The 26,980-nt window shown below is 54.3% G+C and carries 26 protein-coding genes, 1 tRNA gene, 1 other RNA gene and 1 pseudogene; 4 read left to right on the forward strand and 25 right to left on the reverse strand.

The window, feature by feature from the left end:
* Window positions 1–18: 18 nt before the first annotated feature.
* The 9 genes from KUC_RS14770 to betI all read right to left on the reverse strand — a co-directional run bounded on the left by KUC_RS14770 (window position 19) and on the right by betI (window position 11,110).
* Entirely contained in the window at window positions 19–291 is a 273-nt protein-coding gene (locus tag KUC_RS14770) for a DUF2160 domain-containing protein (RefSeq protein ID WP_040481179.1), read from the reverse strand.
* Between the two features lie 12 nt (window positions 292–303).
* Window positions 304–1,200: a carbohydrate ABC transporter permease gene (locus KUC_RS14775; RefSeq protein WP_007114026.1), complete on the reverse strand. Its 897-nt coding sequence runs from the start codon at window positions 1,198–1,200 to the stop codon at window positions 304–306.
* A gap of 1 nt (window position 1,201) precedes the next feature.
* Window positions 1,202–2,089 (reverse strand): carbohydrate ABC transporter permease, encoded by an 888-nt coding sequence (locus KUC_RS14780; protein WP_007114027.1) that lies wholly within the window; start codon window positions 2,087–2,089, stop codon window positions 1,202–1,204.
* Entirely contained in the window at window positions 2,082–3,197 is a 1,116-nt protein-coding gene (locus tag KUC_RS14785) for an ABC transporter ATP-binding protein (RefSeq protein WP_007114028.1), read from the reverse strand. The genes KUC_RS14780 and KUC_RS14785 overlap by 8 nt, the downstream gene beginning before the upstream one ends.
* The gene (locus KUC_RS14790) at window positions 3,190–4,287 is read right to left on the reverse strand and encodes an ABC transporter ATP-binding protein (RefSeq protein ID WP_007114029.1); all 1,098 of its coding nucleotides are present in this window, start codon (window positions 4,285–4,287) and stop codon (window positions 3,190–3,192) included. The genes KUC_RS14785 and KUC_RS14790 overlap by 8 nt, the downstream gene beginning before the upstream one ends.
* Window positions 4,288–4,579: 292 nt before the next feature.
* The gene (locus KUC_RS14795; RefSeq protein ID WP_007114030.1) at window positions 4,580–7,066 is read right to left on the reverse strand and encodes an acyl-CoA dehydrogenase; all 2,487 of its coding nucleotides are present in this window, start codon (window positions 7,064–7,066) and stop codon (window positions 4,580–4,582) included.
* A 243-nt stretch (window positions 7,067–7,309) separates the two neighbouring features.
* Window positions 7,310–8,983, reverse strand: coding sequence for a choline dehydrogenase (gene betA / locus KUC_RS14800; protein WP_007114031.1), 1,674 nt, complete (start codon window positions 8,981–8,983; stop codon window positions 7,310–7,312).
* Between the two features lie 9 nt (window positions 8,984–8,992).
* A complete protein-coding gene (gene betB, locus KUC_RS14805; protein WP_007114032.1) occupies window positions 8,993–10,462 on the reverse strand; it encodes a betaine-aldehyde dehydrogenase in 1,470 nt (489 codons plus the stop codon).
* 27 nt (window positions 10,463–10,489) lie between these two features.
* Window positions 10,490–11,110, reverse strand: coding sequence for a transcriptional regulator BetI (gene betI / locus KUC_RS14810; RefSeq protein WP_176459015.1), 621 nt, complete (start codon window positions 11,108–11,110; stop codon window positions 10,490–10,492).
* Window positions 11,111–11,279: 169 nt separating this feature from the next.
* Between betI and KUC_RS14815 the strand changes: the two genes are divergently transcribed.
* From KUC_RS14815 to ffs, 3 genes are all read left to right on the forward strand, one after another.
* Window positions 11,280–12,215 carry a choline ABC transporter substrate-binding protein gene (locus KUC_RS14815; RefSeq protein WP_040481359.1) on the forward strand — a complete coding sequence of 312 codons (936 nt, stop codon included), beginning with the start codon at window positions 11,280–11,282 and terminating at the stop codon, window positions 12,213–12,215.
* A 100-nt stretch (window positions 12,216–12,315) separates the two neighbouring features.
* A tRNA-Met gene (locus KUC_RS14820) sits at window positions 12,316–12,392 on the forward strand.
* A gap of 73 nt (window positions 12,393–12,465) precedes the next feature.
* Window positions 12,466–12,562: signal recognition particle sRNA small type (ffs, locus tag KUC_RS19455), an RNA gene on the forward strand.
* Window positions 12,563–12,902: 340 nt separating this feature from the next.
* Here ffs and KUC_RS20105 read toward each other — a convergent pair.
* The 7 genes and pseudogenes from KUC_RS20105 to KUC_RS14855 form a co-directional block, all read right to left on the reverse strand.
* Window positions 12,903–13,205, reverse strand: a pseudogene (locus tag KUC_RS20105) (cation diffusion facilitator family transporter); the annotation flags it as partial.
* 71 nt (window positions 13,206–13,276) lie between these two features.
* Window positions 13,277–13,513 (reverse strand): thioredoxin family protein, encoded by a 237-nt coding sequence (locus KUC_RS14830; RefSeq protein ID WP_007114036.1) that lies wholly within the window; start codon window positions 13,511–13,513, stop codon window positions 13,277–13,279.
* A gap of 12 nt (window positions 13,514–13,525) precedes the next feature.
* Complete coding sequence (locus KUC_RS14835) at window positions 13,526–14,539, reverse strand: permease (RefSeq protein WP_007114037.1); 1,014 nt, start codon at window positions 14,537–14,539, stop codon at window positions 13,526–13,528.
* Between the two features lie 125 nt (window positions 14,540–14,664).
* Entirely contained in the window at window positions 14,665–15,879 is a 1,215-nt protein-coding gene (locus KUC_RS14840) for an acetate/propionate family kinase (RefSeq protein WP_007114038.1), read from the reverse strand.
* On the reverse strand, window positions 15,876–17,306 hold the full coding sequence (locus KUC_RS14845; RefSeq protein ID WP_050804870.1) for a bifunctional enoyl-CoA hydratase/phosphate acetyltransferase: 1,431 nt from the start codon (window positions 17,304–17,306) through the stop codon (window positions 15,876–15,878). Before KUC_RS14845 ends, KUC_RS14840 begins: the two co-directional genes overlap by 4 nt.
* 30 nt (window positions 17,307–17,336) lie before the next feature.
* Complete coding sequence (locus KUC_RS14850) at window positions 17,337–19,121, reverse strand: PHA/PHB synthase family protein (protein WP_007114040.1); 1,785 nt, start codon at window positions 19,119–19,121, stop codon at window positions 17,337–17,339.
* Window positions 19,122–19,246: 125 nt separating this feature from the next.
* Window positions 19,247–19,483 carry a hypothetical protein gene (locus KUC_RS14855; protein ID WP_040481180.1) on the reverse strand — a complete coding sequence of 79 codons (237 nt, stop codon included), beginning with the start codon at window positions 19,481–19,483 and terminating at the stop codon, window positions 19,247–19,249.
* Window positions 19,484–19,638: 155 nt separating this feature from the next.
* On the opposite strand from KUC_RS14855, the gene KUC_RS14860 reads away from it, so the two are divergent.
* Window positions 19,639–20,367 (forward strand): Crp/Fnr family transcriptional regulator, encoded by a 729-nt coding sequence (locus tag KUC_RS14860; protein ID WP_244264833.1) that lies wholly within the window; start codon window positions 19,639–19,641, stop codon window positions 20,365–20,367.
* A gap of 45 nt (window positions 20,368–20,412) precedes the next feature.
* Here the strand turns inward: KUC_RS14860 and KUC_RS14865 are convergent, their stop codons facing one another.
* From KUC_RS14865 to atpD, 9 genes are read right to left on the reverse strand one after another with little or no spacing between them, the layout of a single operon-like run.
* Complete coding sequence (locus KUC_RS14865) at window positions 20,413–21,258, reverse strand: F0F1 ATP synthase subunit gamma (protein WP_040481181.1); 846 nt, start codon at window positions 21,256–21,258, stop codon at window positions 20,413–20,415.
* 16 nt (window positions 21,259–21,274) lie between these two features.
* A complete protein-coding gene (locus KUC_RS14870) occupies window positions 21,275–22,792 on the reverse strand; it encodes a F0F1 ATP synthase subunit alpha (protein WP_007114044.1) in 1,518 nt (505 codons plus the stop codon).
* Complete coding sequence (gene atpF / locus KUC_RS14875) at window positions 22,782–23,519, reverse strand: F0F1 ATP synthase subunit B (protein ID WP_007114045.1); 738 nt, start codon at window positions 23,517–23,519, stop codon at window positions 22,782–22,784. The genes KUC_RS14870 and atpF overlap by 11 nt, the downstream gene beginning before the upstream one ends.
* A gap of 4 nt (window positions 23,520–23,523) precedes the next feature.
* A complete protein-coding gene (locus KUC_RS14880) occupies window positions 23,524–23,769 on the reverse strand; it encodes a F0F1 ATP synthase subunit C (RefSeq protein WP_007114046.1) in 246 nt (81 codons plus the stop codon).
* Window positions 23,769–24,482 carry a F0F1 ATP synthase subunit A gene (locus KUC_RS14885; RefSeq protein ID WP_040481183.1) on the reverse strand — a complete coding sequence of 238 codons (714 nt, stop codon included), beginning with the start codon at window positions 24,480–24,482 and terminating at the stop codon, window positions 23,769–23,771. The genes KUC_RS14880 and KUC_RS14885 overlap by 1 nt, the downstream gene beginning before the upstream one ends.
* The gene (locus KUC_RS14890) at window positions 24,479–24,820 is read right to left on the reverse strand and encodes an ATP synthase subunit I (RefSeq protein ID WP_167537996.1); all 342 of its coding nucleotides are present in this window, start codon (window positions 24,818–24,820) and stop codon (window positions 24,479–24,481) included. The genes KUC_RS14885 and KUC_RS14890 overlap by 4 nt, the downstream gene beginning before the upstream one ends.
* Complete coding sequence (locus KUC_RS14895) at window positions 24,802–25,110, reverse strand: AtpZ/AtpI family protein (protein ID WP_083825785.1); 309 nt, start codon at window positions 25,108–25,110, stop codon at window positions 24,802–24,804. Before KUC_RS14895 ends, KUC_RS14890 begins: the two co-directional genes overlap by 19 nt.
* Window positions 25,107–25,517, reverse strand: a complete 411-nt coding sequence (locus tag KUC_RS14900) for a F0F1 ATP synthase subunit epsilon (protein ID WP_007114051.1) — start codon at window positions 25,515–25,517, stop codon at window positions 25,107–25,109. The genes KUC_RS14895 and KUC_RS14900 overlap by 4 nt, the downstream gene beginning before the upstream one ends.
* Window positions 25,514–26,980, reverse strand: a complete 1,467-nt coding sequence (gene atpD / locus KUC_RS14905) for a F0F1 ATP synthase subunit beta (protein ID WP_007114052.1) — start codon at window positions 26,978–26,980, stop codon at window positions 25,514–25,516. The genes KUC_RS14900 and atpD overlap by 4 nt, the downstream gene beginning before the upstream one ends.

Here is a 26,980-nt window from a genome sequence, read left to right on the forward strand (position 1 = left end):
ACCGATTAGCGCTGGCGGCTAGCCCCAGCGCATTAAAACAAGCAGCCATACGGCTGATACCGCTAGTGCAATCCAAATGGACAGTGAAGTGAAGCCAATCACGCCCAAGTGGATAAACGCCGCTGAGAGCAGGCTGATAAACAGCCGATCACCGCGAGTGGTGGCAATGGGTAAGAACCCTTTGCGCTCGATTGTGGGTGACAAAATCTCCCATACCGTCATACCTGCCAGCATGGCCGCAATTGATGAAAAGAATATGGCGGTGGGCACTGTCCATACCATCCAAGACATAGTGGGATCTCCTCAGGTACGGCCCAGGGCGAAGCCCTTGGCGATATGGTTGCGAACGAAGTAGACCACCAGTATGCCGGGAATAATGGTGAGTACCCCCGCAGCGGCCAGGGTGCCCCAGTCAATCCCGGAGGCTGTGGACGTACGCGTCATGATCATGCCGATTGGCTGGGCATCGGTGGCGGTCAGGGTACGTGCCAGCAGTAGTTCCACCCAGGAGAACATAAACAAGAAGAACAGCGTGACGCCGATACCGGAACGGATCATGGGGATAAAAATCTTGATGAAAAAGCGCGGGAAGCTATAGCCGTCGATATAGGCGGTTTCGTCGATCTCTTTAGGTACGCTGCTCATAAAGCCTTCTAAAATCCAGATAGCCAGGGGGATATTGAATAGGCAGTGAGCCAACGCGACGGCAATGTGGGTGTCGAATAGGCCCACCGAGTAGTAGAGCTGGAAGTAGGGCAGCAGAAATACCGCCGGTGGCGCCATTAGGTTGGTCAGCAGCCAGAAAAACAGATGCTTATCGCCAATAAAGGTGTAGCGGCTAAAGGCATAGGCCGCCGGTAACGCGACGCAAATGGTGATGAGCATATTCATCGACACGTAGAGCATCGAGTTAACGTAGCCCATGTACCAGCTCGAATTGGTAAAGATGCCGATGTAGTTATCAAAGGTCAGGTTCTGGGGCCATAGCGTCATGGAGCCGAGGATTTCGCTATTGGTCTGAAGCGACATATTGATCAGCCAGTAAATGGGCAGAATCATCAGCGCCAGATAAAGGCCAAGCAAGATACGCGAGCGCCAGTGCGCACGGGCAGTGCGGTTACGCCGCTTGGCCGGTGAAACCTTGCTAAAAATCGTGTTGTACTTTTCACCGCGCTGGGTGTTTTCGAGTTGATAGCTCATGTTAGGCACCTCCGTGCGGCGGTTTGTCTTTCTGCATATTCATAATGGTGGTGTAGAACACCCAGCTCACCAGCAGAATGACCAGGAAGTAGATAAGCGAGAACGCTGCAGAAGGACCTAAATCTTGTTGGCCGACCGCCATGGTGGTCAGGGATTGGCTTAAGAAGGTGGTGGCGCTGCCAGGCCCGCCGCCCGTCAGTACAAAAGGCTCGGCATAGATCATGAATGAGTGCATAAAGCGCAACAGCACGGCAATGACCAGCACGTTGGTCAGTTTAGGTAGCTGGATATAGCGGAAGATTGCCCATTTTGAAGCACGGTCGATACGTGCCGCCTGATAGTAAGCTTCGGGAATTGAGCGCAGGCCGCTGTAGCACAGCATTGCCACCAGCGGGGTCCAGTGCCACACGTCCATCAAAATGATTGTTGCCCAGGCATCGCCGGCGTTGCGGGTAATATTGTAGTTAATACCTAATTCGCGCAGGCCCCAGCCCATTAGACCGATATCACCTCGGGTAAAGATTTGCCAGATGCTACCGACCACGTTCCAGGGAATCAGCAGTGGCAGGGTGATTAAGATCAGTACCGCTGAGGCCTGCCAGCCGCGTTTGGGCATAATGAGTGCAATGCCAATCCCGAGTGGAATCTGGATGGCGAGGATAATCAGCGAGAACGATATTTGGCGAAGAAACGCCGCCTGCAGTGCATCGTCGTTGAGCATGCTTTGAAACCACTCAGTACCGGTAAAAAAGCGTGCGTTGGGGCCGAGCACGTCTTGTACCGAGTAGTTGACCACGGTCATTAGCGGAATGATGGCGGAGAATGCCACCAATACCAGCATGGGAAGCACCAGTAGCCAGGCTCTGTTATTGGGTACTTTGTTATTCATGGCCAGCCTCCACTAGGTATTCATCGATATACAGCGCCACATGGGCAGCGTCGAAGTGCGCAAACGCCGTTTCACCTACCGGCGGATGGCCTTCGGGCAGGCGGGCTTTAAAGGTTTGCTCGTTGAGCTTGAAGGTCAGCAGGGAGTAGGTGCCCAGATCCTGCACGCTGGTCACTAGAATGGGCACGCTATCAGCCATTTCGCTTGAGGCAATGGCGATAAACTCGGGGCGGATACCCAGCTTAATGTTGTTAGAGCTAGCATTGGTAGAACTGGCATTGGCGACTGCGTGTTTCATCTGATCGCTAACCGGCAGCGGCTGTGAGCCGAACATCACTTGACCGTCGCGGTGGTTCACAGCCATAAAGTTCATGCCGGGGCTGCCAATAAAGTAACCCACAAAGGTATGTGCGGGGCGCTCAAACAGCTCGCGCGGGGTTCCGAATTGAACCACCTGTCCCTCATACATCACCGCAATTTTATCCGCAAAGGTAGAGGCCTCTAGCTGATCGTGAGTCACGTAGATCATGGTGATGTTAAAGCGCTCGTGAATCTCTTTGAGCTTGCGGCGTAGTTTCCATTTGAGCTGCGGGTCGATCACGGTCAGCGGTTCATCAAACAGGATGGCCGTGACGTCGTCGCGCACCAACCCACGACCCATGGAAACTTTCTGTTTCTCATCGGCGGTTAAATTTTTGGCTTTGCGATCGAGCAGCGGGGTTAATTCAAGAATGTCAGCGACTTCGAGTACCTTGGGTTTCACCCGGTACTCGGGGGTATTCATATTGCGCAGCGGAAAAGCGAGGTTGTCGAACACCGTCATGGTGTCGTAGATCACCGGGAACTGAAACACCTGGGCAATATTGCGCTCTTCAGGGGGCAGCTCATTGACCCGCTGGCCGTCAAACAGTACGTCACCCTCTGACGGTTCAAGCAGGCCCGAGATAATGTTCAGTAGGGTCGATTTACCGCAACCCGAAGGGCCCAATAGCGCATAGGCGCCGCCCTGGTGCCATACGTGATCCATCTGGCGGATGGCGTAATCCGCCGCGCCTGTCGGCTTTTTTTCATAGGAGTGCGCCAAGCCCTTTAAAGTGATCTCAGCCATGGGCAGCTCCTCCCTGACGTACAGGGATATGTACCGTATGGCCCTGCTTGTCGAAGGCGTAAAGTTGATGGGTCGGGAAGTACACTTTCAGTGGTTGATTAATACTAAACTGGTGAATACCCGCTAAGTGCAGAACGAGAGGAAAGCGTTCGTGATGAACATGCAGGAAGGTTTCTGAACCACTGATTTCTGCCACATCCACATGCACATCCAGCGCTAGGTCATCGGCCTGCTGGGGTTGCAGTGTAAGGTGCGAAGCCCGCACGCCAAAGTCGTAATCACCCGGTTCAAGGCGCTTTAGCTTGTCGTCACAGGGAAAGTGCAGCGTTTGATCAAAGGTGATCTCGGTATCGGTCAACTGGCCGGGAACGATATTGATCGGCGGCTCGGAGAACATTTCTGCACTGAAGCGACCGTTGGGTTCGCGATAGACCTGCTCGGTAGGGCCATACTGGAGCAGCCTGCCCTCATGGAGTACCGCCGTATTACCGCCCAGCGCCAGTGCTTCATTGGGCTCGGTGGTGGCATATACCGCAATGCAGTTACGCGCTTTAAACAATTCGCGAAGCTCATCACGCAGCTCTTCGCGAAGTTTATAGTCCAGGTTGACCAGCGGCTCATCAAACAGAATCAAATCGGCGTCTTTAACCAGTGCTCGCCCCATGGCAGTGCGTTGCTGTTGGCCGCCGGAAAGCTCCTGGGGGTAACGATTGAGCAGCTGCTCGATATGCAGCATTTCAGCGATTTCGCCAACCCGCTTATCGATTTCGCTTTTAGGCTGTTTGGCCAGTTTGAGTGGCGAGGCAATATTGTCGTAAACGGTAAGACTGGGATAGTTAATAAACTGCTGGTACACCATGGAGACATTGCGTTTACGCACCGAGACGTTCGTGACGTCTTTGCCATCCATCATCACTTTGCCGCGGGTGGGTGGCTCAAGCCCCGCCATCAAGCGCATTAAGGTGGTTTTACCGGCCAGCGTTCGACCCAGCAATACGTTAAATGAGCCTGGCTCAAGGGCTAGGTCTATTCCGCTGATATGCGGCACACCGTTAACGATGTGATCGATATTTTGCAAATGTAAGGACATGCCGATCTCGCTAGCGTCGTTGTTATTGGAAAGTGTTATTGGAAAGTGTTGTTAGGAATAATTATTAGTGGTTGTCATTGAAGATTATTATAAAAATGCGACTAACTAAGGCTAATCGCTTTCGTTTACGAAAGGCTAGTTGATCGTTTGTGAACCTGCAACGCATTTTTAGGGCAATGGACTACGCTTTTAGGCGTAGAAAGTGAAAATTTAAATTGTAAACACAAAAAAAACCGACTCCTGGCGCGCAGGAGTCGGTTGTCTTTACAGCTAACGCTTTGAAAAGGCGGTATTACTTAACGTTTGTTGCTGCCTGCTTTGGCGCTGGCGCAGGTTTTGCGTTGTGATCGATCAGTGTGGATTTGTTCTTGGCAAAGGCATCGTAGGCGAAATCGTCCACGGTGAGCATTTCCAGAACTTCAGCCTCAAAGGTGCGCATAAACTCGGCATCCTCGGCGCTGATCAAACCTTTTTCTAAGCTGGCCTCAACCCGTGCTTCAGGGTGCAGCGCCGTTTGCGGTAGCTCGCCTTTGGCATAGGCCTTGTTCACCGTGCGATAGATTTTCTCGGCACGGTCATAATCGACCAGCAGGGCGTTGTAGCGTGCCAGCGGATTGCGCTGTTCACCGTCGTCCGCATCCCAAGTGTTTTCCAGCAGCTTGGTACGCAGGGCGCTGTGCGTAGAAACACGCTTAGCGATATCGCGCGCCAGGTCATCGTGGGGTTTATTCCAGCGGCGACCGGTGGGCATCACTACGGCGTTGAGCGTTTTGCCCAGGGCGCGGTTGGGTAGGTTATCGAAAATTTCTACAAATGCCTGCTCAGCACGCTGGAGCAAGTAGCGACAGCTGTAGTGCAGCAGCGCCTCTTCGCCTTCTACCTTGCTGCCTGCTTGCCACTGTTTGAGCACCATCGAAGTGAGGTAGAGGTTAGATAGCACATCCCCCAGTCGCGCAGAGATCATTTCACGTTTTTTCAGCGCTGAACCCAAGCTCGCCATAGCGGCGTCGGCACACAGGCCAAAGCCAGCGGAGAGGCGGGCAATATCCTGGGCATAAACTGCAGCGGGACCATCGAAGGGCACGCTGGCTTTGCCGATGCCAAAGCCCAAAGTAAAGGCCCGCGCCGCGTTGCCAAAGATTAAGCCAGCGTGGCCGAAGAACGCTTTATCAAACGCCTGCATATCGTTGGCATCTTTCGCCGCCAGCTCGTCAAGCACGTAAGGGTGGCAACGGATTGCGCCCTGACCAAAGATCATCAGGTTACGGGTCATGATGTTGGCGCCTTCCACGGTGATCGCCACCGGGTTGGCGCTGTAGCCGATACCCAGGTAGTTACGTGGGCCAAGGGTCACCGCTTTGCCGCCGTGAACATCCATGGCGTCGCTGAGCAACACGCGTTGGAACTCGGTTAGCTGGCTTTTCAGGATGGCCGAGGGCACAGCGGGTTTTTCGCCGTGATCGATCATATTGGCGGTTTGATACACGGTGGCTTGGGAGATATAGGCCAGTGCGGCCATGCGAGCGAGGGGCTCTTGCACACCTTCCATCTCGGCCACCGGCACATTGAACTGGCGACGAACGCGGGTGAAACCGCCACTCCAGCCCAACGCGTAGCGTGCAGTACCGGTAGCACCTGATGGGAGGGTGATACAGCGGCCAATCGACAGACACTCCACCAGCATCCGCCAGCCCTGGCCGATCATGTCCGGGCCACCAATAATCGTGTCCAGCGGTACAAAGACATCTTTACCAATGATCGGGCCGTTCATAAAGGGGCTGCCGATGGGGTGGTGACGGCGGCCGATTTCCATGCCATCGGTATCGCGTGGGATCAACGCCAGGGTAATACCGCGATCTGCTTCGTCGCCCAGCAGCTTTTCCGGGTCAAATAGACGGAATGCCAAGCCCACCACGGTGGCGATTGGGGCCAGGGTGATCCAGCGTTTTTCGAAGTTAAGGCGTAGGCCAATCACTTCTTCGCCATTGATAGTCTGTTTGCAGACTACGCCAGTATCTGGCAGCGAGGTAGCGTCAGAGCCAGCGCGGGGGCCGGTGAGGCCAAAGCAGGGAATCTCACGGCCATCGGATAAGCGCGGCAGGTAGTGATCTTTCTGCTCTTGAGTACCGTATTTAAGCAGTAGCTCGCCAGGGCCGAGGGAGTTGGGTACGCCCACGGTCACCATCAGGGTTTCATTGGCAGAGAGCTTCTGCAGCACCATGGACTGCGCTTTGGCTGAGAAGCCCAGGCCGCCATACTCCTTCGGAATAATCATGCCGAAGAAGCCTTCTTTTTTCAGGTAGTCCCAAAGCTGCTGGGGCAGGTCGGCACGCTCTTGGGCGATATCCCAGGCGTTGCACATGCCAGCGGCTTTAGCACACTGATTGGCTAAGAAGGCTTTTTCATCGTCGCGCAGGCCATCGTCTTTAAAGGCGAGCAGCTTGTCCCACTGGGGCTTGCCTGAAAATAGCTCTCCGTCCCAAGAGACGCTGCCTGCTTCGAGTGCGGTGCGCTCGGTAGCGGAAACTTTGGGGGCGACTTTTTTAAAGGTGGCGAACAGACGGGGTGTTAGCCACTTGCGACGTAGCGCGGGCAGACCGGCTACGGCTACCGCGGCAGCGCCTATCAGCAGCAGTATGCCAATGACTTCCGCGTCAAACAGTAGGCCAACAAGGCCTAATACGCCAAGTACCGCCAGCGCCGCGGGGGCGCCTGCTTCGCGACGCATGACCACGAGCAAGCCTGCAATGGCGAGCACGATAAGAAGTAGGGTGAGCATAGGTTATCTCTCTTTTTGCAGGCCACTGTTGCAGGCCGACTGTTGTTAATAAAACGTGTTAATAAAACGCGAGTAACATCGTTGTTGAGATATTGAGTCGAACACTTGTTTGAATATTGGCAGATGGGGGCCACCACACGCAAGTTTTTAGGCACGTTTGGGTTAGCTTGTGCTTTTAACGTAGCCAAAAAAAACGCCATGGCGACAAGCCATAGCGTTTTGAGTGATAAACAGACTAAATGTTCAGGCGCGTTTGGCCGGTGCTCCGTTAGCTAAATAGTAGTCAACGCTGGCACGAGGGAGCGGCTGGTGACCTTTAATACGGTCGGCGATTTTTTCGGCCAGCATAATGGTGGGCGCGTTCAAATTGCCGGTGGGAATCACCGGGAAGAGTGAGGCATCGACCACACGCAGGCCTTCAATCCCATGGACGCGGCCCTGACCATCGGTGACCGCCATTTCGTCGTTGCCCATCCGGCAGCTACCACAGGGGTGGTAGGCGGTTTCGGCGTGCTGTTTGACGAAGGCATCGAGCTCTGCATCTGTTTGGACGCTTGGGCCGGGGGCTATTTCACGGCCTCGGTATTTATCAAACGCTGGCTGGGAGATGATATCGCGGGTGAGGCGAATGGCGTCGCGGAACTCTTGCCAATCTTTCTCTTTGGCCATGTAGTTGAACAGAATGCTGGGCGCGGCGTGAGGGTCTTTCGAGTTGAGTCGAATACGCCCGCGGCTTTCTGAACGCATGGAGCCAACGTGGGCCTGGAAGCCGTGGGCTTGCACCGCGCTTTTGCCGTTGTAGCTAATCGCAATAGGGAGGAAGTGGTACTGCAAGTTAGGCCACTCCTCTTCGTCGCGGCTACGAATAAAGCCACAGGATTCAAACTGGTTGCTGGCGCCCACGCCGGTGCCATTGAAAAGCCACTCGGCGCCAATTTTGGGCTGGTTGTACCATTTTAGCGCGGGGTAGAGCGAAATCGGCTCTTTGCACTCGTACTGAATGTACATTTCCAGGTGATCCTGGAGGTTTTCACCCACGCCGGGCAGGGCGTGAACCGTCTCGATATCGAGTTCTTTGAGTAGTTCTGGGTTGCCGATACCGGAGCGCTGTAGAATCTGCGGAGAGGCGATGGCGCCACCGCACAGCAGCACTTCACGACGGGCATAGGTCTGCTGTTTTTCGCCTTTCTGTTCATAGCGAACACCCACCGCACGCTTGCCTTCAAACTCAATAACGTCGGTGACGGCATGTGTTTCGATGGTGAGGTTATGGCGCTGTTTGGCGGTATCCAGGTAGCCCCGAGCTGTGGATGCGCGGCGGCCTTTGGGCGTGACGAAGCGGTCCATGGGGCCGAAGCCTTCTTGCTGGTAGCCGTTAACGTCGTCGGTTTCCGGGTAGCCCGCCTGTTTGCCCGCCTCAATAAAGATGCGATAAAGCGGGTTATTAGTGTCTTTAGGTGTGGTCACGCTGACTGGGCCGTCGCCACCGTGGTAGCTGTTGGCACCGATGTCGCGGGTTTCGCACTTCTTGAAGTAGGGCAGGCAGCTTAGGTAGTCCCAATCTTCAAGGCCGGGCTGCTTAGCCCAGTTGTCGTAATCAAGGGCGTTGCCGCGGATATAGCACATACCGTTAATCAGCGATGAGCCGCCAAGACCTTTGCCGCGGCCACACTCCATACGGCGGCCGTCCATATGCGGTTCAGGGTCGGTTTCAAATGCCCAGTTGTAGCGCTTACCCTGTAGCGGAAACGCCAGAGCGGCGGGCATTTGGGTGCGGAAATCGAAGCGATAATCCGGCCCACCCGCTTCTAGCAGCAGTACGCTGACACTGCTGTCTTCGGTAAGGCGGGTAGCGAGCACATTGCCCGCCGAGCCTGCGCCGATAATGATGTAATCAAATTCGCGTGGTTGAGACATATAAACTCCTTAAAACACTGACTCAAAAGGCCCCATTTCAATCTGTACGGACTTGGTTTGGGTATAGTGATTAAGCGTCTCGATACCGTTTTCACGACCAATGCCAGACTCTTTGTAGCCGCCTACCGGCATCTCAGAGGGTGACTCGCCCCAGGTGTTGATCCAGCAAATACCCGCTTCCAGCTGGTGAATCACGCGGTGGGCGCGGTTCAAGCTTTCACTGAAGACACCCGCGGCCAGGCCGTAGGTGGTGTCATTGGCGCGGCGAATCACCTCTTCTTCATCATCAAAGGCGAGTACCGACATCACTGGGCCAAAGATCTCTTCACGCACGATACGCATATCGTCGGTGCAGTCGGTGAACACCGTGGGCGCGGCCCAGGCGCCATCTGCAAAGTTGCCACCGTTCCAGTCTTCGCCACCGACTAACAAGCGAGCACCTTGCTCTTTACCCAGAGCAATATAAGAGAGCACTTTTTCCTGGTGTTCAAAGCTGACCAGCGGGCCAAAGTTAACGCTTGGATCCATCGGATCGCCTGCTTTGATGCGCTTAACGCGCTCCACCAACTTGGCTTCAAAGGCATCTTTAACACTGCGTTCAACAAATACCCGCGTGCCGTTGGTGCAGATTTGGCCGCTGGAGTAGAAGTTGGCCATCATGGCGGCGTCGGCAGCGCGATTGAGATCGGCATCGGCGAATACCAGCAGCGGTGATTTGCCGCCCAATTCCATGGTGACGTCTTTTAATGTCGAGCTAGCGGCGGCGGCCATGACTTTCTTGCCCGTGCCCGCTTCGCCGGTGAATGACACCTTAGCGATGCCGGGGTGCTCGGTGAGCATTGCGCCCACGCGGCCATCGCCCTGAACCACGTTAAAGACGCCGTTGGGCAGGCCTGCCTCGGTGAAGATCTCCGCCAGTTTCATCACGGTGAGCGGGGTGACTTCGCTAGGTTTGAAAACAATGGCGTTACCCGCAGCCAGCGCCGGGGCAGCTTTCCAACAGGCAATTTGAATCGGGTAGTTCCAAGCACCAATCGCGCCGATAACACCCAGAGGCTCACGGCGGGTGTACACAAACGAGCTATCGCGCAACGGAATCTGACTGCCTTCAATAGCGGGTGCTAAACCTGCGTAGTACTCCAACGCATCCGCGCCGGTGACGATATCGACACTAGCGGTTTCGCTGATCGGTTTGCCGGTGTTGCGGGTTTCCAGTTCGGCGAGTTCGTCATTGCGCTCTCTTAATAGCGCAACGGCGCGCAGCATGATACGTGAACGCTGCATACCGGTCATCGCAGCCCACTCGCGCTGGCCACGTTGGGCCGCTGCGACGGCTGAATCGACATCGGCTTTGGTTGCTTGGCCGATAGTGGCCAGCAGGCTGCCATCAAACGGGTTGGTAACGGTAAACGTTTCGCTTGAAGTGGCGTCTACCTGGCGACCATCAATATAAAGTGGCTGTACGTCTTGAGCGGCCATGTAGGTCTCCTTAAATAAGATAAAAAATTAGCTGAAAGTATTGGATGCGGGTTGTTGGCATCCATAGTGAGCAAAAAGCTGGTCGAGATGGGTGTGGGCAAGAAAGCGCGCTTCTTCAGCATCAAGGCCTTCTGGCGTTAGTGCGCCACGCAGCCACAGCCCATCAATCATGGCGGCCAAACCTCGGGCGGCGTTACGGGCCTCTAAGCGGGGCATCACACGCCGGAACTGGTGGCATAAATTGCTATAAAGACGGCGGTCGTTGACGTTTTGCAACCGCTGCAGCATCGGTTTGTGCATGCTGCTGGCCCAGAACGCTAACCAAGTCTTGGCGGCGGGGCCGGTGACCTGCGTGCGATCAAAGTTGCCTTCAATAATGGCACCGATATGGGCGCGGGGAGAGTTGTCTTCTAATGCATGGCGGCGTACCGCAACAGCCGTGGTTAGGTCGGTCAGGATTTGCCGCATGGTCGCTTCCAACAGGCCATCTTTACCGCCAAAGTAGTGGCTGATAATGCCTGCTGAAACGCCTGCATGACGCGCAATGCGCATCACAGTGGTTTCGGCTAGGCCGACTTCATCAATGGCTGCCATGGTCGCGTTAATTAGCTGCTGACGGCGTATCGGTTCCATTCCCACCTTTGGCACGACGTTCTCCTAAAGAGATTCTCCTAATTCGTTGAATGCCTAACAGAGGTCGATGCTTGAAACCCCGGCGTAGACATGATTACCTAACCATGATGGCATTTTTTTATTGAACGTTCAATCAATAAAAAGACGCCGATGTTTGTAATAGATTTATAGGGGGACAATGATGATGAGCAAAATTTCTTCACGCTACGCAGGTGCTTTATTGCTGGCAGCGGGCTTGCCAACGGTGGCTTATGCCGATGAGTGCAGCAGCGTGCGCTTTGCTGAAGTCGGTTGGACCGATATCACCGCGACCACTGCTTTAGCCAGTGAAGTGCTTGAGGGTCTTGGCTACGAGCCAAGAGTTGACACAGTTTCCGTGCCGATTGCCTATGCCGGTATGCGCAACAATGATTTCGATGTCTTCCTGGGTAACTGGATGCCCTCGATGGCCTCTATTAGTGATCCCTATATTGAGCGCGGTGAAGTAGAGCGCTTGGCGACCAACTTGGAAGGGGCCAAGTATACCCTGGCGGTTCCCCAATACGTTTATGACGCGGGCGTGACGTCGGTTAATGACTTGGCGGAGCATGCCGACCAGTTTGATAGCAGTGTGCACGGCATCGAAGCGGGTAACGACGGTAATGAACTTATCGAGCAGATGATTGATGACGATGCCTACGGGTTAGGCGATTGGCAAGTGGTCGATTCCAGTGAGGCGGGGATGTTGGCAGAGCTACGTGCTCGGGTGCCCAACGAGCAGTGGATGGTGTTTTTAGGCTGGGAGCCGCACCCCATGAACTCTAACTTCGATATGGCCTATCTTTCTGATGCCGATGACTATTTCGGCCCAGATTTAGGTGGCGCTACCGTGCACACCAATACCCGGGCAGGGTTTGTGGATGAATGCCCGAATGTAGGTACTTTGCTGCGCAATATGACCTTTACGTTGGAGATGGAAAATCAACTAATGAGCGCGATCATGGATGATGGTGAAGATCCTCGTGATGCTGCGCGTGACTACTTGAAGGCCAATGACAGTGTGCTGGAAGAGTGGTTAGACGGTGTTACAACACGCGACGGCGAGCCTGGTTTAGAGGCCGTACGCGCCGCTATTCTGTAAGGCGATTTCGATACGCTTTGTTGACTGGAAAGGCAAGCCGGAATCCGGCTTGCCTTTCGTCATTAAGGTAGGCATAATCTGCGCCCGTTGATGAGGAAAAGGCTACGTAGCTCAGCTGGTTAGAGCACATCACTCATAATGATGGGGTCCCCTGTTCAAATCAGGGCGTAGCCACCACATCAGCCTCAGCACACTTACTACTGTCTGTAAGAAGTAAAATACATAAAAAAGTGTGCCGTTATGGTGGCCCCTTAGGTCCTCCCGCAACGCTAAACTGCGAACCCCGCCAGGCCCGGAAGGGAGCAACGGTAGTGGTGGCTGCGTGTGCCGGGATGTGGCTTTTGGGGCCGCCTCCATTTTGATTCCTCCCTGCCTTAATTAGACTTAAAATTTAGTCTACGTGACATCATCTATCTTTGTAATAATCTCCCGGAAAGGTTAGCCCTACTTACTGTCCCAAGTAGCTTCTCTATCGTGTTAAGAATGAAAATTCTACTTTTTATCTATTCCTGTTACGTGAACGTCAAACACCCCGGATAGCGCTAAAAGGTCGCTCCGAATAGCCTCACTGTCGACCCCATCGGGGGCGTCATCGAACAGCAGGTGTAGCGAGCGGTGGAACAGCGATCAGGTACCTACTACGATCCCCAGAGCGATCAGCAGGCTCACCACCGGATCGATCCAGGTTCAGCCCTGGCAGAGATAGAGCCCTCCAGCCACTACCACCCCCAACGAGACAACGGCATCGGCGGCCATATGCAGAAAGGCGCCACGAATATTTAAGTCATGCTTACTCCCGGCAAGAAAGAGCCAAGCGGTCACGGCGTTGATGACAATGCCGATGCCTGCTACCACCATCACCGTGTCGGCTTCTATTGATGTGGGTGTCTGCAGACGTTGGATGGCCTCCCAGGCCAGTATGCCCATAGCCACCAACAGCAGAATGGCATTGGTGAAGCTGGCCAAGATCGACCCACGCCGCCAGCCATAAGTGTGTCGAGGGGGTCGGTTTTAAGCGGGCAGCGGCAGGCACAAGGCCAACTGACCCTTGCTCTTGTATGTCAGGCCGTCAACAGCGATTCTATTTTGTGCCGATCGGGCACGCCGCCGCTATGCACAAGCTTGCCATCAATAGCGATACCCGGCGTTGCCATGACCTTATAACCCATGATGGCCGCCGGGTCGGTGACCTTCTCGACGGCAACTTCAATACCTAGTTCGCCGGCCACGGCCTCTAGTTGCTCGGCGGTGGTCACGCACTTTTTGCAGCCGGTACCCAACACTTCGACCTTTTTCATGGTGAATCTCCTTTATCTTGCGAATCCACTGAACAGCCAGGGGCTCAGCAGGTTAATCAGCCAGCCTACGATCATGAAATTGGTCAGCAGGATGACGAAAATTGTGCCCAGCAGCCGCCACTGCATGACCTGCTTGAGCATAATGAATTCAGGAAAACTGGCCGCAACGGTGCTCATACAGAAAGCTAGTGTGGTGCCTACTGGTAGCCCTTTGAGGATTAGGCTTTCCATGATGGGGATCACCCCAGTGGCATTGGAGTAGAGCGGCAGCCCGGCGAACACGGCAACGGGTACATTCCACCATTGGCCGCTGCCGAGGTTGTCGGCGAACCAGCCATCGGGGACAAAACCATGCAGTGCAGCACCCAGGCCCACGCCGATGATTATCCATTTCCAGATTCGCGCAACGATCTCCTTGAGTTCGTTACGGGCAAATACATGGCGTTCCTTCATGGAGAGGGAAGGCGCCTTGGGGGCTGGCACGTCGCTTTGCGGCGTATTGCTGGCCTGCTGGTAGGCTTTAGCCGTAAAGTCCTTGAGCCAACGTTCGCCCTTGAGCGCATCGAGTATCATGCCGCCGCCGATACCTACCGCCATGCCGATGACCACGTAAACCAGGGTGAATTCCCAACCCAACAGGCTCCACAGCATGATTACCGCGACTTCATTGATAATTGGCGAGGTGAACAGGAAAGCCATCGTGATGCCTAGCGGGATGCCCGCGCTAGTGAAGCCGAGAAACAACGGGATACTGGAGCAAGAACAAAACGGGGTGATGGCGCCGAAGCTTGCGCCAAGCCCGTAGCCACAGAAGCGATTCTTGTTCTGGATATAATCACGCACACGCTCAAGGTCGAGATAGGCGCGTGCAAGGGCGATCACGAAGATCATTACCACCAGTAGCGCAAAGATCTTGGTAGTGTCTTCAATGAAAAAATGCAGGGATGAGTCCCATTTACTGGCCGGATCCAGGCCTGCTAAGCCATAGATGAGCCAGTCGGCTAACCTTGTAAAGATATCCAACATGCAAGTAGCGCCTTTTGTCGTGTGCGTTGCTTGCTAGGAAGACGTATCACCCAGCAAAAGGATGCAGGGATAAGCATGTTTTTTTAGCTTTTCCTAAACTACTCTGATTAAAAAAAACAGTACTATTACTGAACTTGAGACCGGCAACGCTTTACCTGCTGAGTTGTTACCCTGTGTGTGGCGCATGCAATAGTCATCTCCTCATTGGTGGGAATAACCATGACATCTACCGTCGATGTTGTTGAGCTAATCTGGTGTTCATTACGCTCGTTCGCATGACCATCCAAGGCTACTCCCATCCAGGCTAGATGATCACAGATAAGACGACGGACGAGCGCAGAGTTTTCTCCGATTCCAGCCGTGAAAACAATAGCGTCGAGACCGCCTATTGTTGTGCAAAGAGCTGCAAGTTCACACGCTGCGCGGTAACAAAAAAGCTCAATGGCTTCCAGAGCTTCGGGAGCAGGGCTTGACTGCAGTATTGCCATATCATTACTAATGCCCGACACGCCCAAAAGCCCTGACTCTTCGTAGAGTAAGTGCTTAAGCTCCTGTGTTGTCATATCCAAACCATCGAGAAGATATAGCAGCACGCCGGGGTCTATCGAGCCGCAGCGTTGCCCCATCATCAGGCCATCAAGCGCCGTGAATCCCATGCTGGTCGCTACACTCTGCCGGGCCTTCATGGCGCACATACTGGCGCCATTGCCCAGGTGAGCCATGACAACGCGGGCATCCGCCTTAGCGCCAAGGTAATGCGGTAATCTGCTAGCGATGTAGTCGTAAGAGAGACCGTGAAAACCATAACGAATAATACCCGCATCCGTCAGGGTGCGAGGAAGCGCAAATAGCTGGGCAAGCCGGTCTTGGGTTCGGTGAAAACTGGTATCGAAGCAGGCGACTTGAGGCAGGGTAGGGAGAAAAGAGCAAACTGCACGTATCGCCTGCAAATTGTGCGGTTGATGAAGGGGAGCTAGCGGAACGAGTGTCGCTAGCTCGTCAAGCAGTGCTTCAGTCACCTTTGCAGGGCCGGTATGGTTACGCCCGCCATGCACCACTCGGTGACCCGCTGCGATGATATTAACACCACCCCGGTGGCGTTTTAGCCAATCAAGGAGCGCGGGAATAATGTCGTCAAGCGTGCTTCCAGTGGTTAAACGCATCCCTTCGGTTTGCTGCAGGGCAAGATTGTGATCATCACGTGCTGAAAAAATGGGATGGCTGCCAATGCCCGCAATTTTACCCCGCAATAGGGCTACTGAAGGGGTTGCTTCATCCGCATAGAGGGCAAACTTAAGGCTCGATGAACCTACGTTTAAGACCAAGATTGCATCTGTCATAGTGCTTTATTCGCTCTGTTGCTAATAAAGCATTGGGCCAATGCACATGAGGCCAGGCGAGCCATCGGGCTATCCGCTCGGCTGGTCAGAATAATCGGCACGCGCGCACCCAACACAATGCCCGCCGCGTCGGCACCGGCCAGATAGATGAGCTGTTTGGCCATCATATTAGCGGCTTCGAGGTCGGGAGCAACCAATATGTCGGCGTCGCCAGCAACGTTAGAAACGATGCCCTTTGTCTTTGCAGCCGCGGCAGAAATGGCATTGTCGAAGGCCAACGGCCCATCAATCAAGCCGCCGGTGATCTGGCCCCGTTCAGCCATTTTACACAGTGCTGCGGCATCAAGCGTCGAGATCATATGCGGGTTGACGGTCTCTACTGCTGATAATATCGCTACCTTTGGCTGATGGATGCCCAGTGAGTGAGCAAGATCGATTGCGTTTTGGACGATGTCGCGTTTGGTGGCGAGGTCGGGATCGATATTGATAGCGGCATCGGTGATGAAAAGTGGCTTGGGGTAGGGTGGCACATCAAGCACGTAAACGTGGCTCATTCGACGTTCGGTGCGCAGGCCCGTGTCCGAGTTCACTACAGCGTTCATTAATTCGTCGGTATGCAGTGACCCTTTCATAAGCGCTTCCACACGAGCGGAACGCACCAGTGCCACGGCTGCATCCGCCGCGGCATGGCTATGCGGCGCATCGACAATTTCGATGCCATCGAGGCTTTGCCCAGCGGCCTTGGCAACTGCCTGGATCTTGGCCGTTGGCCCCACCAGAATTGGGACGATCATACCCTGTCGCGCGGCATCAAGGGCGCCAATGATGGAAAGCTCATCGCAGGGGTGAACGACAGCGGTGCGGATAGCCGCGAGGTTGTGCGTCGCGGCGATTAACTTGGCGTATTGAGCACCTTGAACGTGTAAGTGAACGTCGGGTAAGACGACTCTTGGGCGCCGCACTTTTTCGTGCGGAGCGATCACCTCTGCGTTGCCACTGATCACCAATATGTTGCGCTCATTGAAGCACGTGCAGGCGAGAGTTAAACGGCCCTTTGCGTGTTTTTCGGTAACTTCAACTCTCACAATAACCGTATCGCCAAGTCCGACAGGGGCCATAAACTTAAGACTCTGGGAGAGGAAGACGGTGCCGGGGCCAGGTAATTGAGTGCCAAGTACCGCCGAGATCAGTGCACCGCCCCACATGCCATGGGCAATGACGCCATGAAACATATCGGTTTTCGCGTATTCAGTATCAACATGTGCAGGATTAACGTCGCCTGACATAACGGCGAATAGCTCGATGTCCTGCGTTCTCAATGTACGGGTCAGTTCAGCGCTATCCCCGATGGCAATCTCGTCGTAGGTTTTGTTCTCTATATAGGCAATAGTCGACGCTGCCTCTACCACGTGCTCAAGCTCGGACATGGTAGCCTCCATCCACATAGGCGAGAGTGCTCATGTTTGCTTCACATAGGTGCCAGGCGCATCGCACAGCACGGCATATTGGCCAGAGCGGGTGCCCATGTGGGGAGGCGTGGTGGGATCGCTTGAATGTTGTGCCAGCCAATTTGTGAACCCAGGCCACCAAGATCCTTCTTGCGAGGTAGTCTCGGCACACCAGTCCGCAGGTGAGCGGTAATACGCGTCAGCAGGAGTGTTGGCAATGCGAAAATGTCGGTGTTGGTGACCAGGTTCCGACACAATTCCTGCATTGTGTCCGCCACTGGTCAGAACGAAGGTCACATCCACATCAACGAACAGGTGCAATTTGTAGACCGATCGCCAGGGGGCGACATGATCATCCTCAGTGCCAACGGCGAAGATAGGGGCACGAATGTCGGTGACCGCAATAGCTTTGTTACCCACCTGATAGCGCCCATCGGCCAAGTCATTATTCAGAAAAAGCCTGCGTAAATATTCTGAGTGCATTCGGTAAGGCATTCGTGTCGCGTCAGCATTCCATGTCATCAGGTCGAAGGAGTGGCCCTGCACGCCCAGCAAATAACGGTCAATGGCAGGCGCCCAGATCAGGTCTTTAGCACGTAATAAGGCAAAAGCACCGGCCATTTGATCCGATGACAAATACCCCGTCTGCGACATCATGTCTTCAATCATCGTGACCTGGGAGTCGTTGATGAACAAGCGTAACGGCCCCGCCTCGGTGAAATCAATTTGAGCGGCGAGCAAGGAGACCGTTGCGCAACGATCATCGCCGTCGCGTGCCATGGCCGCCGCGGCAATGGCAAGCAGTGTCCCACCCAGGCAGTAACCCACTGCATGAAGTTTGGGCGCTTGGGTAATCGCCTGGATAGCATCAATAGCCTCCATTACGCCGAGCTGTCGATACTCCTCCATGCCTAGGTCGCGATCCTCAACGCTAGGATTCTTCCAAGACACGATAAACACGGTAAAGCCCTGGCCCACCAGAAACTGAACGAGTGAGTTTGTAGGTGATAAATCAAGAATGTAGTACTTCATGATCCAGGCAGGCACGATGAGAATGGGTTCGGGGCGGACACGTTCAGTGCTGGGCGTATATTGTATTAATTCAATCAAATGGTTCCGAAAAACCACCTTGCCCGGCGTTATGGCCAGATTTTGCCCAACCTTAAAGAGCTGAGGGCTCGCAGGTTCTGATGGGCTGGCTTTTTGGTGGAGATCGTTGGCAAGGTTCTTGGCACCCCGAACAAAATTCTGGCCCTGCTCTGCTTGCATTGCGGCGATAACGTCGGGGTTGGTGAAGGGGAAATTAGAGGGCGCCGATGTATCAACCAAAAGGCCAGCCACAAATGCCATGAGATCTTCATGCGACGGGGCAACGCCATGAACGCCGGTCATGGCTTCTTGCCACCATTGCCAGTGCTGACAATGTGCCTGCGACCAGAGATTAAACGGATACTGCTGCCAGCCGTGACTGGCAAAGCGCTTGTCTTCCGGCTTATTGTTAGCGCATGTTGCTTCATTGCCAGGGATCGACTGTAACCAAAGCGCCTGTGCATTGCGCATTGCCGATTCCATTAGTTGCCATTGTTTACCCGGCGAAGCAGCCATATGCACGGCCCAGTCCAACCAGGCTTCTCCAAGCACGGAGGGAGCAAGGCCCCCCGTCGTTTTCGCAACGGCGCTGTGGGTAAATTGATCTATGGTTTTATACAAAGAAGGTGGGCTGGCTTTCGCACCAGAACGGTTGGTATCTGCAGCTACTTCATCGGTACAGGTGGTTGCCGGACGCTTTAACATTGTTCCCCCTTTAGGATGGCGTGAATATTCCATCCATTTCCTGCCGAGAGTTTAATGCCCACATGGATGTCCGGTGCTGATCAAAGTTAGTGGTGCCTTTAAAATAGCTTCTTACACTGCGCCCCTTATGGTCGTCGAACCGAGTTACCGCCACTGATGATGCCATTAATCAAGGCTGCTACCGCCAAGTGCGCACTAGGGTCGCAATCGAGACTCGCCGCATGCTCATGTGCGCTGGCAGCGTCTTGTAGAATGCCGATAATGGCGCTCTCCGATAAAAGCTTTTGGTCATTTATGGCAAGCAGCATTGACTCGCAAATGGATAATGCGGCCATTCCTTGGTATTCATTTTGTTTTGGCATGTTGGCTGCTCTTTGGAGAGAAATGAGAAACGATGATGGGTCACCGTCTTGTTCGCGAATGTCAGCAGAGTTACATAAAGCCCGCTATGCTGGGCTAACACAAAGCAGCCTGTAATGAGGTTTTATTCATAACTAAATGGGAAGAAAATTTGACGGTGATTGAAGATACGCCTTTGGCAAAAAAACTGGGGGCATTCGTGGCGTTATCGACGTCAGATCTGTCGCTTCTATCGGGGTTGCACAGGCGTCGCAAGGCGTTAGTGGCGGGTAGAGATCTGGTGCATCAGGGGCAATCAGACCAGATAGCCTACATTCTGGCGGCGGGCTGGGTCTGCTCCTATAAAATACTGCCTGATGGGTCACGCCAAATTGTCGATTTCCAAATTCCTGGGGATTTTCTGGGTCTTCGCAGTGCATTACTGCATACGTCTGATCGCAGCATTGAATCAGTTACTGATATTGAAGTGTCTGAAGTGCTGGTGAGAGATTTACTGAATGTGTTTGCGCAGAACCTGCGTTTGGCGACGGCTGTCTTATGGGCGGCGTCTCGTGACGAGGCTATGGTGGTGGAGCACTTGGTTAATATCGGGAGACGCAGCGCGGTAGAGCGCATGGCGCATTTTCTGCTGGAGTTAGGCTCACGGCTAACGCTGGTGGGTATGGGAGATAAAAGTGGGTACACCTGCCCGTTAACGCAATACCACTTGGCCGATGCGTTAGGCCTGACAGCGGTGCATGTGAACCGAGTGCTTAGGCAGCTGCGAGAAAATGGGCTGCTTACATTTCGTAATGGCGTGGTGACCTTCGATAATTATCAAGGTCTTGCCACACTGGTCGACTTTGATCCAACCTATCTGGATCAAACGGGGCCGCTGCTTAAGTAATTAACCAAGCGCCACGTCGACACGTTTATGGCTGCGTAGTGGCTGTCAATGGCCATTAACAGTGGCGAATCCGGTTCCCAGTTCAATGATTTCTGCGGTAATGGTTTCCTGCCTAACGCGGCGTAATGTGGCTTGAAACGCCTCTAGCTCTTGCTCAATCTGACTTCCCGCTGCTGACATGGCGGCCATGCGTGCTTCATTTTCTGCGCTAAAGGCATGAAGCGCCGCCTTACACACTATGGCATGGAAATAATCCGTGCTCAGATCGCTGATCAACGTGTCGATGGGGATTTGTATTAGGAAGCGGTGATCAGTTTCCGGTGGGAAAGCTGTGGGGTCAATGGGAAGAATAGCCTGTTGAATGACCGCGCTGCGTCCAGCCGTCCAGGTAGTAAAGAGAACATCCAAGCCATCAATATTGCCCAGAGCCATTTCATGATAGATCGCTTTGGTGATGTCATCTGCCAGCTTGGGTATGCCCAGTGTCCGCGCAGGCATCGCATGGCTCCAGCGTGCCACTAACCCACGGGCCGCTGCAATTGAGCATCCGCGTGTGCCGATAATAAATAAAGGCTGGGTGGTGTCTGTTGTCACAATACTATCCAGCACCCGTTCACTGAACGCGCCAGCGAACCCCTGTTCAGCACAAAACACCAACAAACCTCGTTCGCAGTGAGAGTTTTTTGTGGTTTTTTTGACGGAAGTAGAGGTGGTGCCAATGGCGCTGGAGATCGCTGTGGCAATGGTGGCGGCATAGCTATCGACGGCCTGCATTTGTGTCCGTGCAACTTGGGCACGTGAGGCCGCGATGCCTTTCATCGCATTCATTACGGCCCCTAGTTGGCGGATGCCTTCTATCCTGGCACTAATATCTGCTAGTCGTTCTGTCATCGCGTCTTAGCACCTTTTATGCAGGATTTTTTATTAACGATTCAGCAAAGCGAGTTATCGCTGCAATTAGCGTGTCGCGTGCAGCACTATCCACGTCGCCCGTGTCAGTAATAAGGCGTAAAACCTCTGGGGCATCCTGATCTAGTACGCCTGCCAGGCCCGCGCAAAAGGTCGCTATAGCGTCTAACGGTAATGGGTCTAAAAGCCCGGATTGCACTGCTAGCATGAGTGCAATCTCATCAACTAAACGATACGGTACATGCTGCGGTTGGCGGAGAATGGCTCTAATCCGTGCTCCACGGGTTAATTGTTCGCGCACTCGGCCATCGGGCATCCCTCCAAAACGGGTGAAAACCTCCAGTTCTAAAAATTGCGCATAGTCGAGACGCAAAGTACTGGCTGCCTCGCGCAGTGGTTTAGCTTGCGTTTTTCCACCCACACGGCTGACGCTGAGTCCCGCATCCACCGCCGGTTTTTGGCCCTGATGGAACATGTCTGCGCTGAGTACAATCTGTCCATCGGTGATGGAAATCAGATTGGTCGGTATGAAGGCCGAAAGATTGCCTGCATCCGTCTCGGCAATCGGTAGTGCGGTCAACGAGCCGCCTCCGCGAGCTTTCGACAGCTTAGCGGCCCGTTCCAATAACCTTGCATGTATATAAAAAACATCGCCCGGATACGCTTCGCGCCCAGGCGCCTGTCGCGTTAGCAGGGCGATTTCGCGGTGGGTGGCCGCATGTTTAGAAAGATCGTCAATGACGATTAGCGCATGCTGCCCCTTATCACGAAAATACTCTGCCACCGTGACCCCGGCATAGGGCGCGATCCATTGCAGTCCTGGAGAGCTGGCCGATCCTGCCACTAGGACGATGCAGCGCGTGAAGTCTCCCTGAGTTTGCAGTGCATCAATCACCCGGCGAACGCTGGAGGTCTTTTGTCCTACCGCGACATACACGCAAATCAAATCGCTCGACTTCTGAGCAATCAGGGCGTCGGTGGCCAGCGTGGTTTTGCCGGTAGCGTGGTCCCCCACAATTAACTCACGTTGGCCTCGGCCTAGGGCGAATAGCGTGTCTACGACCAAAATGCCGGTTTGAACGGGTTCGGTGACTAGATCGCGCTCAATAATCGACGGTGCCGGGCGTTCAATGGGCAGGTAAGTCGTTGCCTCTATCGGCCCCTTGCCATCTAAAGGGCGGCCCAGCGGATCAATCACTCTACCCAACAGCGCTTCGCCCACGGGTACACTGATAACGTCTCCCGTGCTGAATACGGCATCTCCTGAGTTAACATCGGTGGCTGAATCTAACAAAACGCAGCCTATCAAGTCAGGGTCAAGAACCCGAGCAAACCCGAGTTGACCCCCTTCGAACCTGAGTACCTCATCAAGGCGAACATCGCGCAACCCAGAAATCATCGCCACGCCGTCGCTGATTTCCTCAACACGCCCCGTACGCGCAGTTTGCGGGCCGATGGATGTGGAGCTAACTACGCTTTGCGAGGCTTGAAGCCAATCCAGCGGGCTATTCGGCATGGTTAAGTGCCTTGGCGATCGTCGTGAGATCCGACTGCCAGCTGTTGTGAAGCGCGAAGTGCGGGGTTTTAATCTCAAGGCCCGCAATCAGTTCGGAGTCAGAAACAAAGGTCAGCGCTGGCAAACTGCCAAGTGCTTGACCGAGCGCTTGTGTCAGCGTTGCCTTGTCCTGTTCGTTAATGTCTAGTGTGCTGACCATTTCTATGCCTTGGTCTGCCGCCCGTAATGACTGTCGATCATCTGCGGAAAGCGCTCCTATCGCTTCAACCAGCAAGCCCACAAACGCACTTTGAACAACAGCGGTGTCCAGGCGGCTGAGTAATTTCTGCGCAATGTTAACGGCGAGCTGAGTAGCCTGTGCCGTGAGTTCGGCGCGCAGCGCGTCGGCCTCCCGAACGCTTTCAAGCTGGGCGGTATCAATGAGTGTCTGCGCTTGTTTTTGAGCATTCGTCAGCGTTAGGTTGGCGGCAATTTCCGCCGTTTTCGCGGCCTCGGTCAGCATAGTCTCGCGCTCTGCTGCGATGCCTTCACGGGCAGTCGTCACTTCCGCAAGGAGGGTGTCGGCGTTGGTCTTAGCTGTTTGAGCGTCGCTTAGCAGAGTGCCCACCGCGTCCTGACGTTTGCTAATCGCGGCGGCGACCGGCCGCCAAAAAAACCGTGACAGCAGCCAGATCAGAATGATGACGTTAACGGCCTGTAACCCCAGGCTCCAGAAATCAATGCTCATGCTATTACCCAAGTAACGGGTTGGCGAACAGCAGTAGCAGCGAGATGACCAGACAGTAAATGGCTGTCGTTTCAATCATCGCCAAACCGACGAACAGTGTCCGTGAGATGGTATTAGCGGCTTCAGGCTGGCGCGCGATAGCATCCATAGCGGCTGCGACGGCGCGCCCTTCTGCAAGTGCAGGTCCGATGGCGCCAAACGCCACGGCGAAAGCAGCACCGAAAATACTGATCATGCTGAGATAGTCCATCAAGATTCCCTCTCTAAAAGTGGCGATACGGGTGTTGAGTCTTTCACTGTGGGTTGGCTTTCTTCGACTGTCGCTGTGATGAACACCATCGCCAGCACGGCAAAGATGTAGGCTTGTACCAGTCCGGTCAGCAGATCGAGCGCCATTAATGGAATAGGCACCAGTAGGCCGGCTAATGAGGCAACGATGCCGATCACAAAAACACCGCTCATCACGTTGCCAAACAAACGCACAAACATTGAAAAGATCCGGGTGACGCTTTCCAGAATATTCAGCGGAATCATAATGAGGTTGGGTGCGGCGAAAGATTTAAAATAACCCCGCACGCCACCTTTGCTGATGCCGAACCAGATGATCGATAAAAAAACCAGTAGCGCCAACGCCGCATCGGTTTCGAGCTGGGCGGTTGGTGGGGTTAGCCCCGGTATAAGTGACGACCAGTTGGCGACTAGGATGAACAGGAAAAGGGTACCGATGAATCCTCGGTAGGACGCTGGCGCGGCGCCCGTGGTCTCGCGTATTTGGGTATCTAAAGTGACGACGATAAGCTCAAGCATGGCTTGGCGTTTACCGGGTCGCGTAGCGAGGTGCCGGGTGAGCAACAACGACCCAAGGATGAGGACCACCATAATTGCCCACGTTGTGATGACGGCTTCGGTGATGGGAACTGGCCCGAGTTGAAACAGAACATTGGCTTGAAGAGGGGATTTCATGGGCTGGCGTGCCTTATTTTGCGAAACATGAGCGCCTTGGCTGACACAATGCCTGCCAGCATGGCTAACAGCGTTAAGCCGCCCATCAGCACGGCAAAGTAAAGGCCTAGGGCAAGTAGCGTTAAGCGCCCCAGCGTTAGCGCCATGCCCATGAAAGGAGGCCCCTGGCTAACGCTCACAAAAAGGTCAATCGTCTTCTGCAGAGCGCGAAAGTAGACATAGCCAAGCGCCAGTCCGCCCAGAAAACACAACGGGATAGTGAGTGGTAAAAAGAGTGGCAACGAGTGTGGCAAAGGGGTCGGCAAAGAAAGCGCGTTGATCATCGTGCATTCATCCATTTCCAGGCTGTCCAGGCGCCAAGGCATATGCCCAGCAGCATCAGCGGTGTGGTCCAGAAGATGCCGGTGGTCAGTTGGGTATCCAGCCAACGGCCAAAAAATAGGCCAGCCAGGGTAGGCACGATAAATATCCAGCCGAGCACCCCGATTTGAGCAAGACGACGGCCAACGGACATGTCGCCTTCGCGCAGCCAACGTTCATGACGTTGGTGCCGGCGCCGGGCTTCACTGACCAAGGGATCATCGTTTGGCGAAACATCGTTAGGGTTTCTAGAATGATTGGCGCTCACCGGAATTCTCCTGAATTGGCGCCACGATGAAGCCGACTGATCATTTGTCGTATGGCGTTGACCTGCAGGCGCATGCTCTCAACATGCTCGACCTTTTCCTCTTCCGCCTCCGCCTCGAAACGTGCCAAGACGTCGGCACCCAGTGTGGCAAGGTCATTGCCGATGACCGCTTCGCGTGTCGTGATCTCAATGGCGCCTCCCTTAGCGACCGTTAGCACACCGCCACGAACAGCACAGAATTGTTCGGTGGTGGATACCCGCCAACTGAGGATCGAGAGGCTAAGTGACGTTAAGAAGGGGGCATGGCTTTTCAGAATTCCGAAGCTACCGCTTGCATCCTCTGCACGCAGGCTATCGATCTCCTCTTCAACGATAATCGCCAGCGGGGTGATGATTTTCAGTTTCATATAGCACCCTCACCAAGGGATAGCTCGGCGTCACTAGCTATCGCCTGCGCCTCCTTGGCACGCGCCTGTTCTAGCGTGCCTACCATATATAGCGAGCTTTCGGACCATTCATCGGTGACGCCCTCTAAAATGGCTCGGCATCCGGCGAGCGTCTCTTTGAGGGAAACCCTTGCGCCCGGCGTGCCGGTAAAGGCTTCGGTGACCATAAACGGTTGGCTAAGAAAGCGTTGTAGTCTCCGGGCGCGTTTGACCATCAGCCGATCCGCCGCGCCTAACTCCTCAATGCCCAGTAAGGAAATGATATCGCCAAGCTCCTTGAATCTTGCCAATGCCTGCCTGACAGCCTCGGCGGTTTGATAGTGTTCGACGCCTACCACAGAGGGGTCAAGCAGCATAGACGAGGAGGCAAGCGGATCAATCGCAGGGTAGAACCCCTGCGCTGCCTGGGCGCGTGATAGCACAATGACACAATCCATATGACTGGAGATGGTCGTCACCGCTGGGTCTGTAAAATCGTCAGCAGGCACATAGACTGCCTGAATGGCGGTAACGGCAGCGCCTGCTACTGAGGCGATACGTTCCTGAAGTTGGGCGACTTCAGTGGCCAGTGTAGGTTGATAGCCAACGCGGGAAGGCAGCCTGCCCAATAAACTCGATACTTCGGCACCTGCTTGGACAAAACGAAACACATTGTCCATCAACAGAAGCACGTTTTGGTGCTTCTGATCACGAAAATATTCTGCAATGGTGAGCGCTGTTAACGGTGCCCGCCAACGGGCCCCGGGGGGCTCATTCATCTGGCCATAGACCAGTACTGTTCGTTCCAAGACGCCTGATGCCTGCATTTCGGTCAGCAGTTCGTGCCCCTCGCGTGAGCGCTCCCCAATCCCTGCAAACACTGAAATACCTTGGTATTTCTCGACCATGGCGCGAATTAATTCCATTACCAGCACGGTTTTGCCGACCCCTGCACCGCCAAACATTGCCGCTTTTCCGCCCTGGGCCATCGGCGTCAACAGGTCAATGACCTTGATGCCTGTCTCAAATATCTCTGTGCTAGTGGATTGTGTTCTTAGTGAAGGGGGAAGCGCATGGATGGATCGGCGGGGCGTGTCGTCGGGTAACGAAATACTATCATCTTGTGGTTGGCCGATAACATCCAGTAGTCGTCCCAACACTGCAACACCGACAGGCACCGTGACAGGGCTACCTGTTGCATGAACCAATACGCCACGGGATAACCCCGCGGTCGATTGAAATGCAACAGCGCGCAGCGTTTTCCTATCAAGGTGGCTATGCACCTCTAGCAGGAGCAAAGTGGGTTGATCCCACGCAACCGTCAAGGCGGCATTAATGGGCGGCATGACGCCATCTTCGAAAATAACATCAACCACCGCGCCTCTCACCGCATGCACAACGCCGCAAGCATTAATGCCTACTGGTTCAACGCTATCGAGAGGCAT

Source organism: Vreelandella boliviensis LC1 (genome assembly GCF_000236035.1).
GTDB classification, from domain to species: Bacteria; Pseudomonadota; Gammaproteobacteria; order Pseudomonadales; family Halomonadaceae; genus Vreelandella; species Vreelandella boliviensis.

Coding starts and splice junctions, on each gene's coding strand:
- KUC_RS14770 (WP_040481179.1), bottom strand. CDS start 291: ATGTCTTGGATGGTATGGACAGTGCCCACCGCCATATTCTTTTCATCA.
- atpD (WP_007114052.1), bottom strand. CDS start 26,980: ATGCCTCTCGATAGCGTTGAACCAGTAGGCATTAATGCTTGCGGCGTT.
- KUC_RS14865 (WP_040481181.1), bottom strand. CDS start 21,258: ATGACAGAACGACTAGCAGATATTAGTGCCAGGATAGAAGGCATCCGC.
- KUC_RS14855 (WP_040481180.1), bottom strand. CDS start 19,483: ATGCCAAAACAAAATGAATACCAAGGAATGGCCGCATTATCCATTTGC.
- KUC_RS14880 (WP_007114046.1), bottom strand. CDS start 23,769: ATGGACTATCTCAGCATGATCAGTATTTTCGGTGCTGCTTTCGCCGTG.
- KUC_RS14850 (WP_007114040.1), bottom strand. CDS start 19,121: ATGTTAAAGCGTCCGGCAACCACCTGTACCGATGAAGTAGCTGCAGAT.
- KUC_RS14835 (WP_007114037.1), bottom strand. CDS start 14,539: ATGTTGGATATCTTTACAAGGTTAGCCGACTGGCTCATCTATGGCTTA.
- betA (WP_007114031.1), bottom strand. CDS start 8,983: ATGTCTCAACCACGCGAATTTGATTACATCATTATCGGCGCAGGCTCG.
- KUC_RS14890 (WP_167537996.1), bottom strand. CDS start 24,820: ATGGATGAATGCACGATGATCAACGCGCTTTCTTTGCCGACCCCTTTG.
- KUC_RS14790 (WP_007114029.1), bottom strand. CDS start 4,287: ATGTCCTTACATTTGCAAAATATCGATCACATCGTTAACGGTGTGCCG.
- betB (WP_007114032.1), bottom strand. CDS start 10,462: ATGGCCGCTCAAGACGTACAGCCACTTTATATTGATGGTCGCCAGGTA.
- atpF (WP_007114045.1), bottom strand. CDS start 23,519: ATGAGCATTGATTTCTGGAGCCTGGGGTTACAGGCCGTTAACGTCATC.
- KUC_RS14870 (WP_007114044.1), bottom strand. CDS start 22,792: ATGCCGAATAGCCCGCTGGATTGGCTTCAAGCCTCGCAAAGCGTAGTT.
- KUC_RS14885 (WP_040481183.1), bottom strand. CDS start 24,482: ATGAAATCCCCTCTTCAAGCCAATGTTCTGTTTCAACTCGGGCCAGTT.
- KUC_RS14840 (WP_007114038.1), bottom strand. CDS start 15,879: ATGACAGATGCAATCTTGGTCTTAAACGTAGGTTCATCGAGCCTTAAG.
- KUC_RS14845 (WP_050804870.1), bottom strand. CDS start 17,306: ATGTCCGAGCTTGAGCACGTGGTAGAGGCAGCGTCGACTATTGCCTAT.
- KUC_RS14815 (WP_040481359.1), top strand. CDS start 11,280: ATGAGCAAAATTTCTTCACGCTACGCAGGTGCTTTATTGCTGGCAGCG.
- KUC_RS14785 (WP_007114028.1), bottom strand. CDS start 3,197: ATGGCTGAGATCACTTTAAAGGGCTTGGCGCACTCCTATGAAAAAAAG.
- KUC_RS14795 (WP_007114030.1), bottom strand. CDS start 7,066: ATGCTCACCCTACTTCTTATCGTGCTCGCCATTGCAGGCTTGCTCGTG.
- KUC_RS14780 (WP_007114027.1), bottom strand. CDS start 2,089: ATGAATAACAAAGTACCCAATAACAGAGCCTGGCTACTGGTGCTTCCC.
- KUC_RS14900 (WP_007114051.1), bottom strand. CDS start 25,517: ATGAAACTGAAAATCATCACCCCGCTGGCGATTATCGTTGAAGAGGAG.
- KUC_RS14830 (WP_007114036.1), bottom strand. CDS start 13,513: ATGAAAAAGGTCGAAGTGTTGGGTACCGGCTGCAAAAAGTGCGTGACC.
- KUC_RS14775 (WP_007114026.1), bottom strand. CDS start 1,200: ATGAGCTATCAACTCGAAAACACCCAGCGCGGTGAAAAGTACAACACG.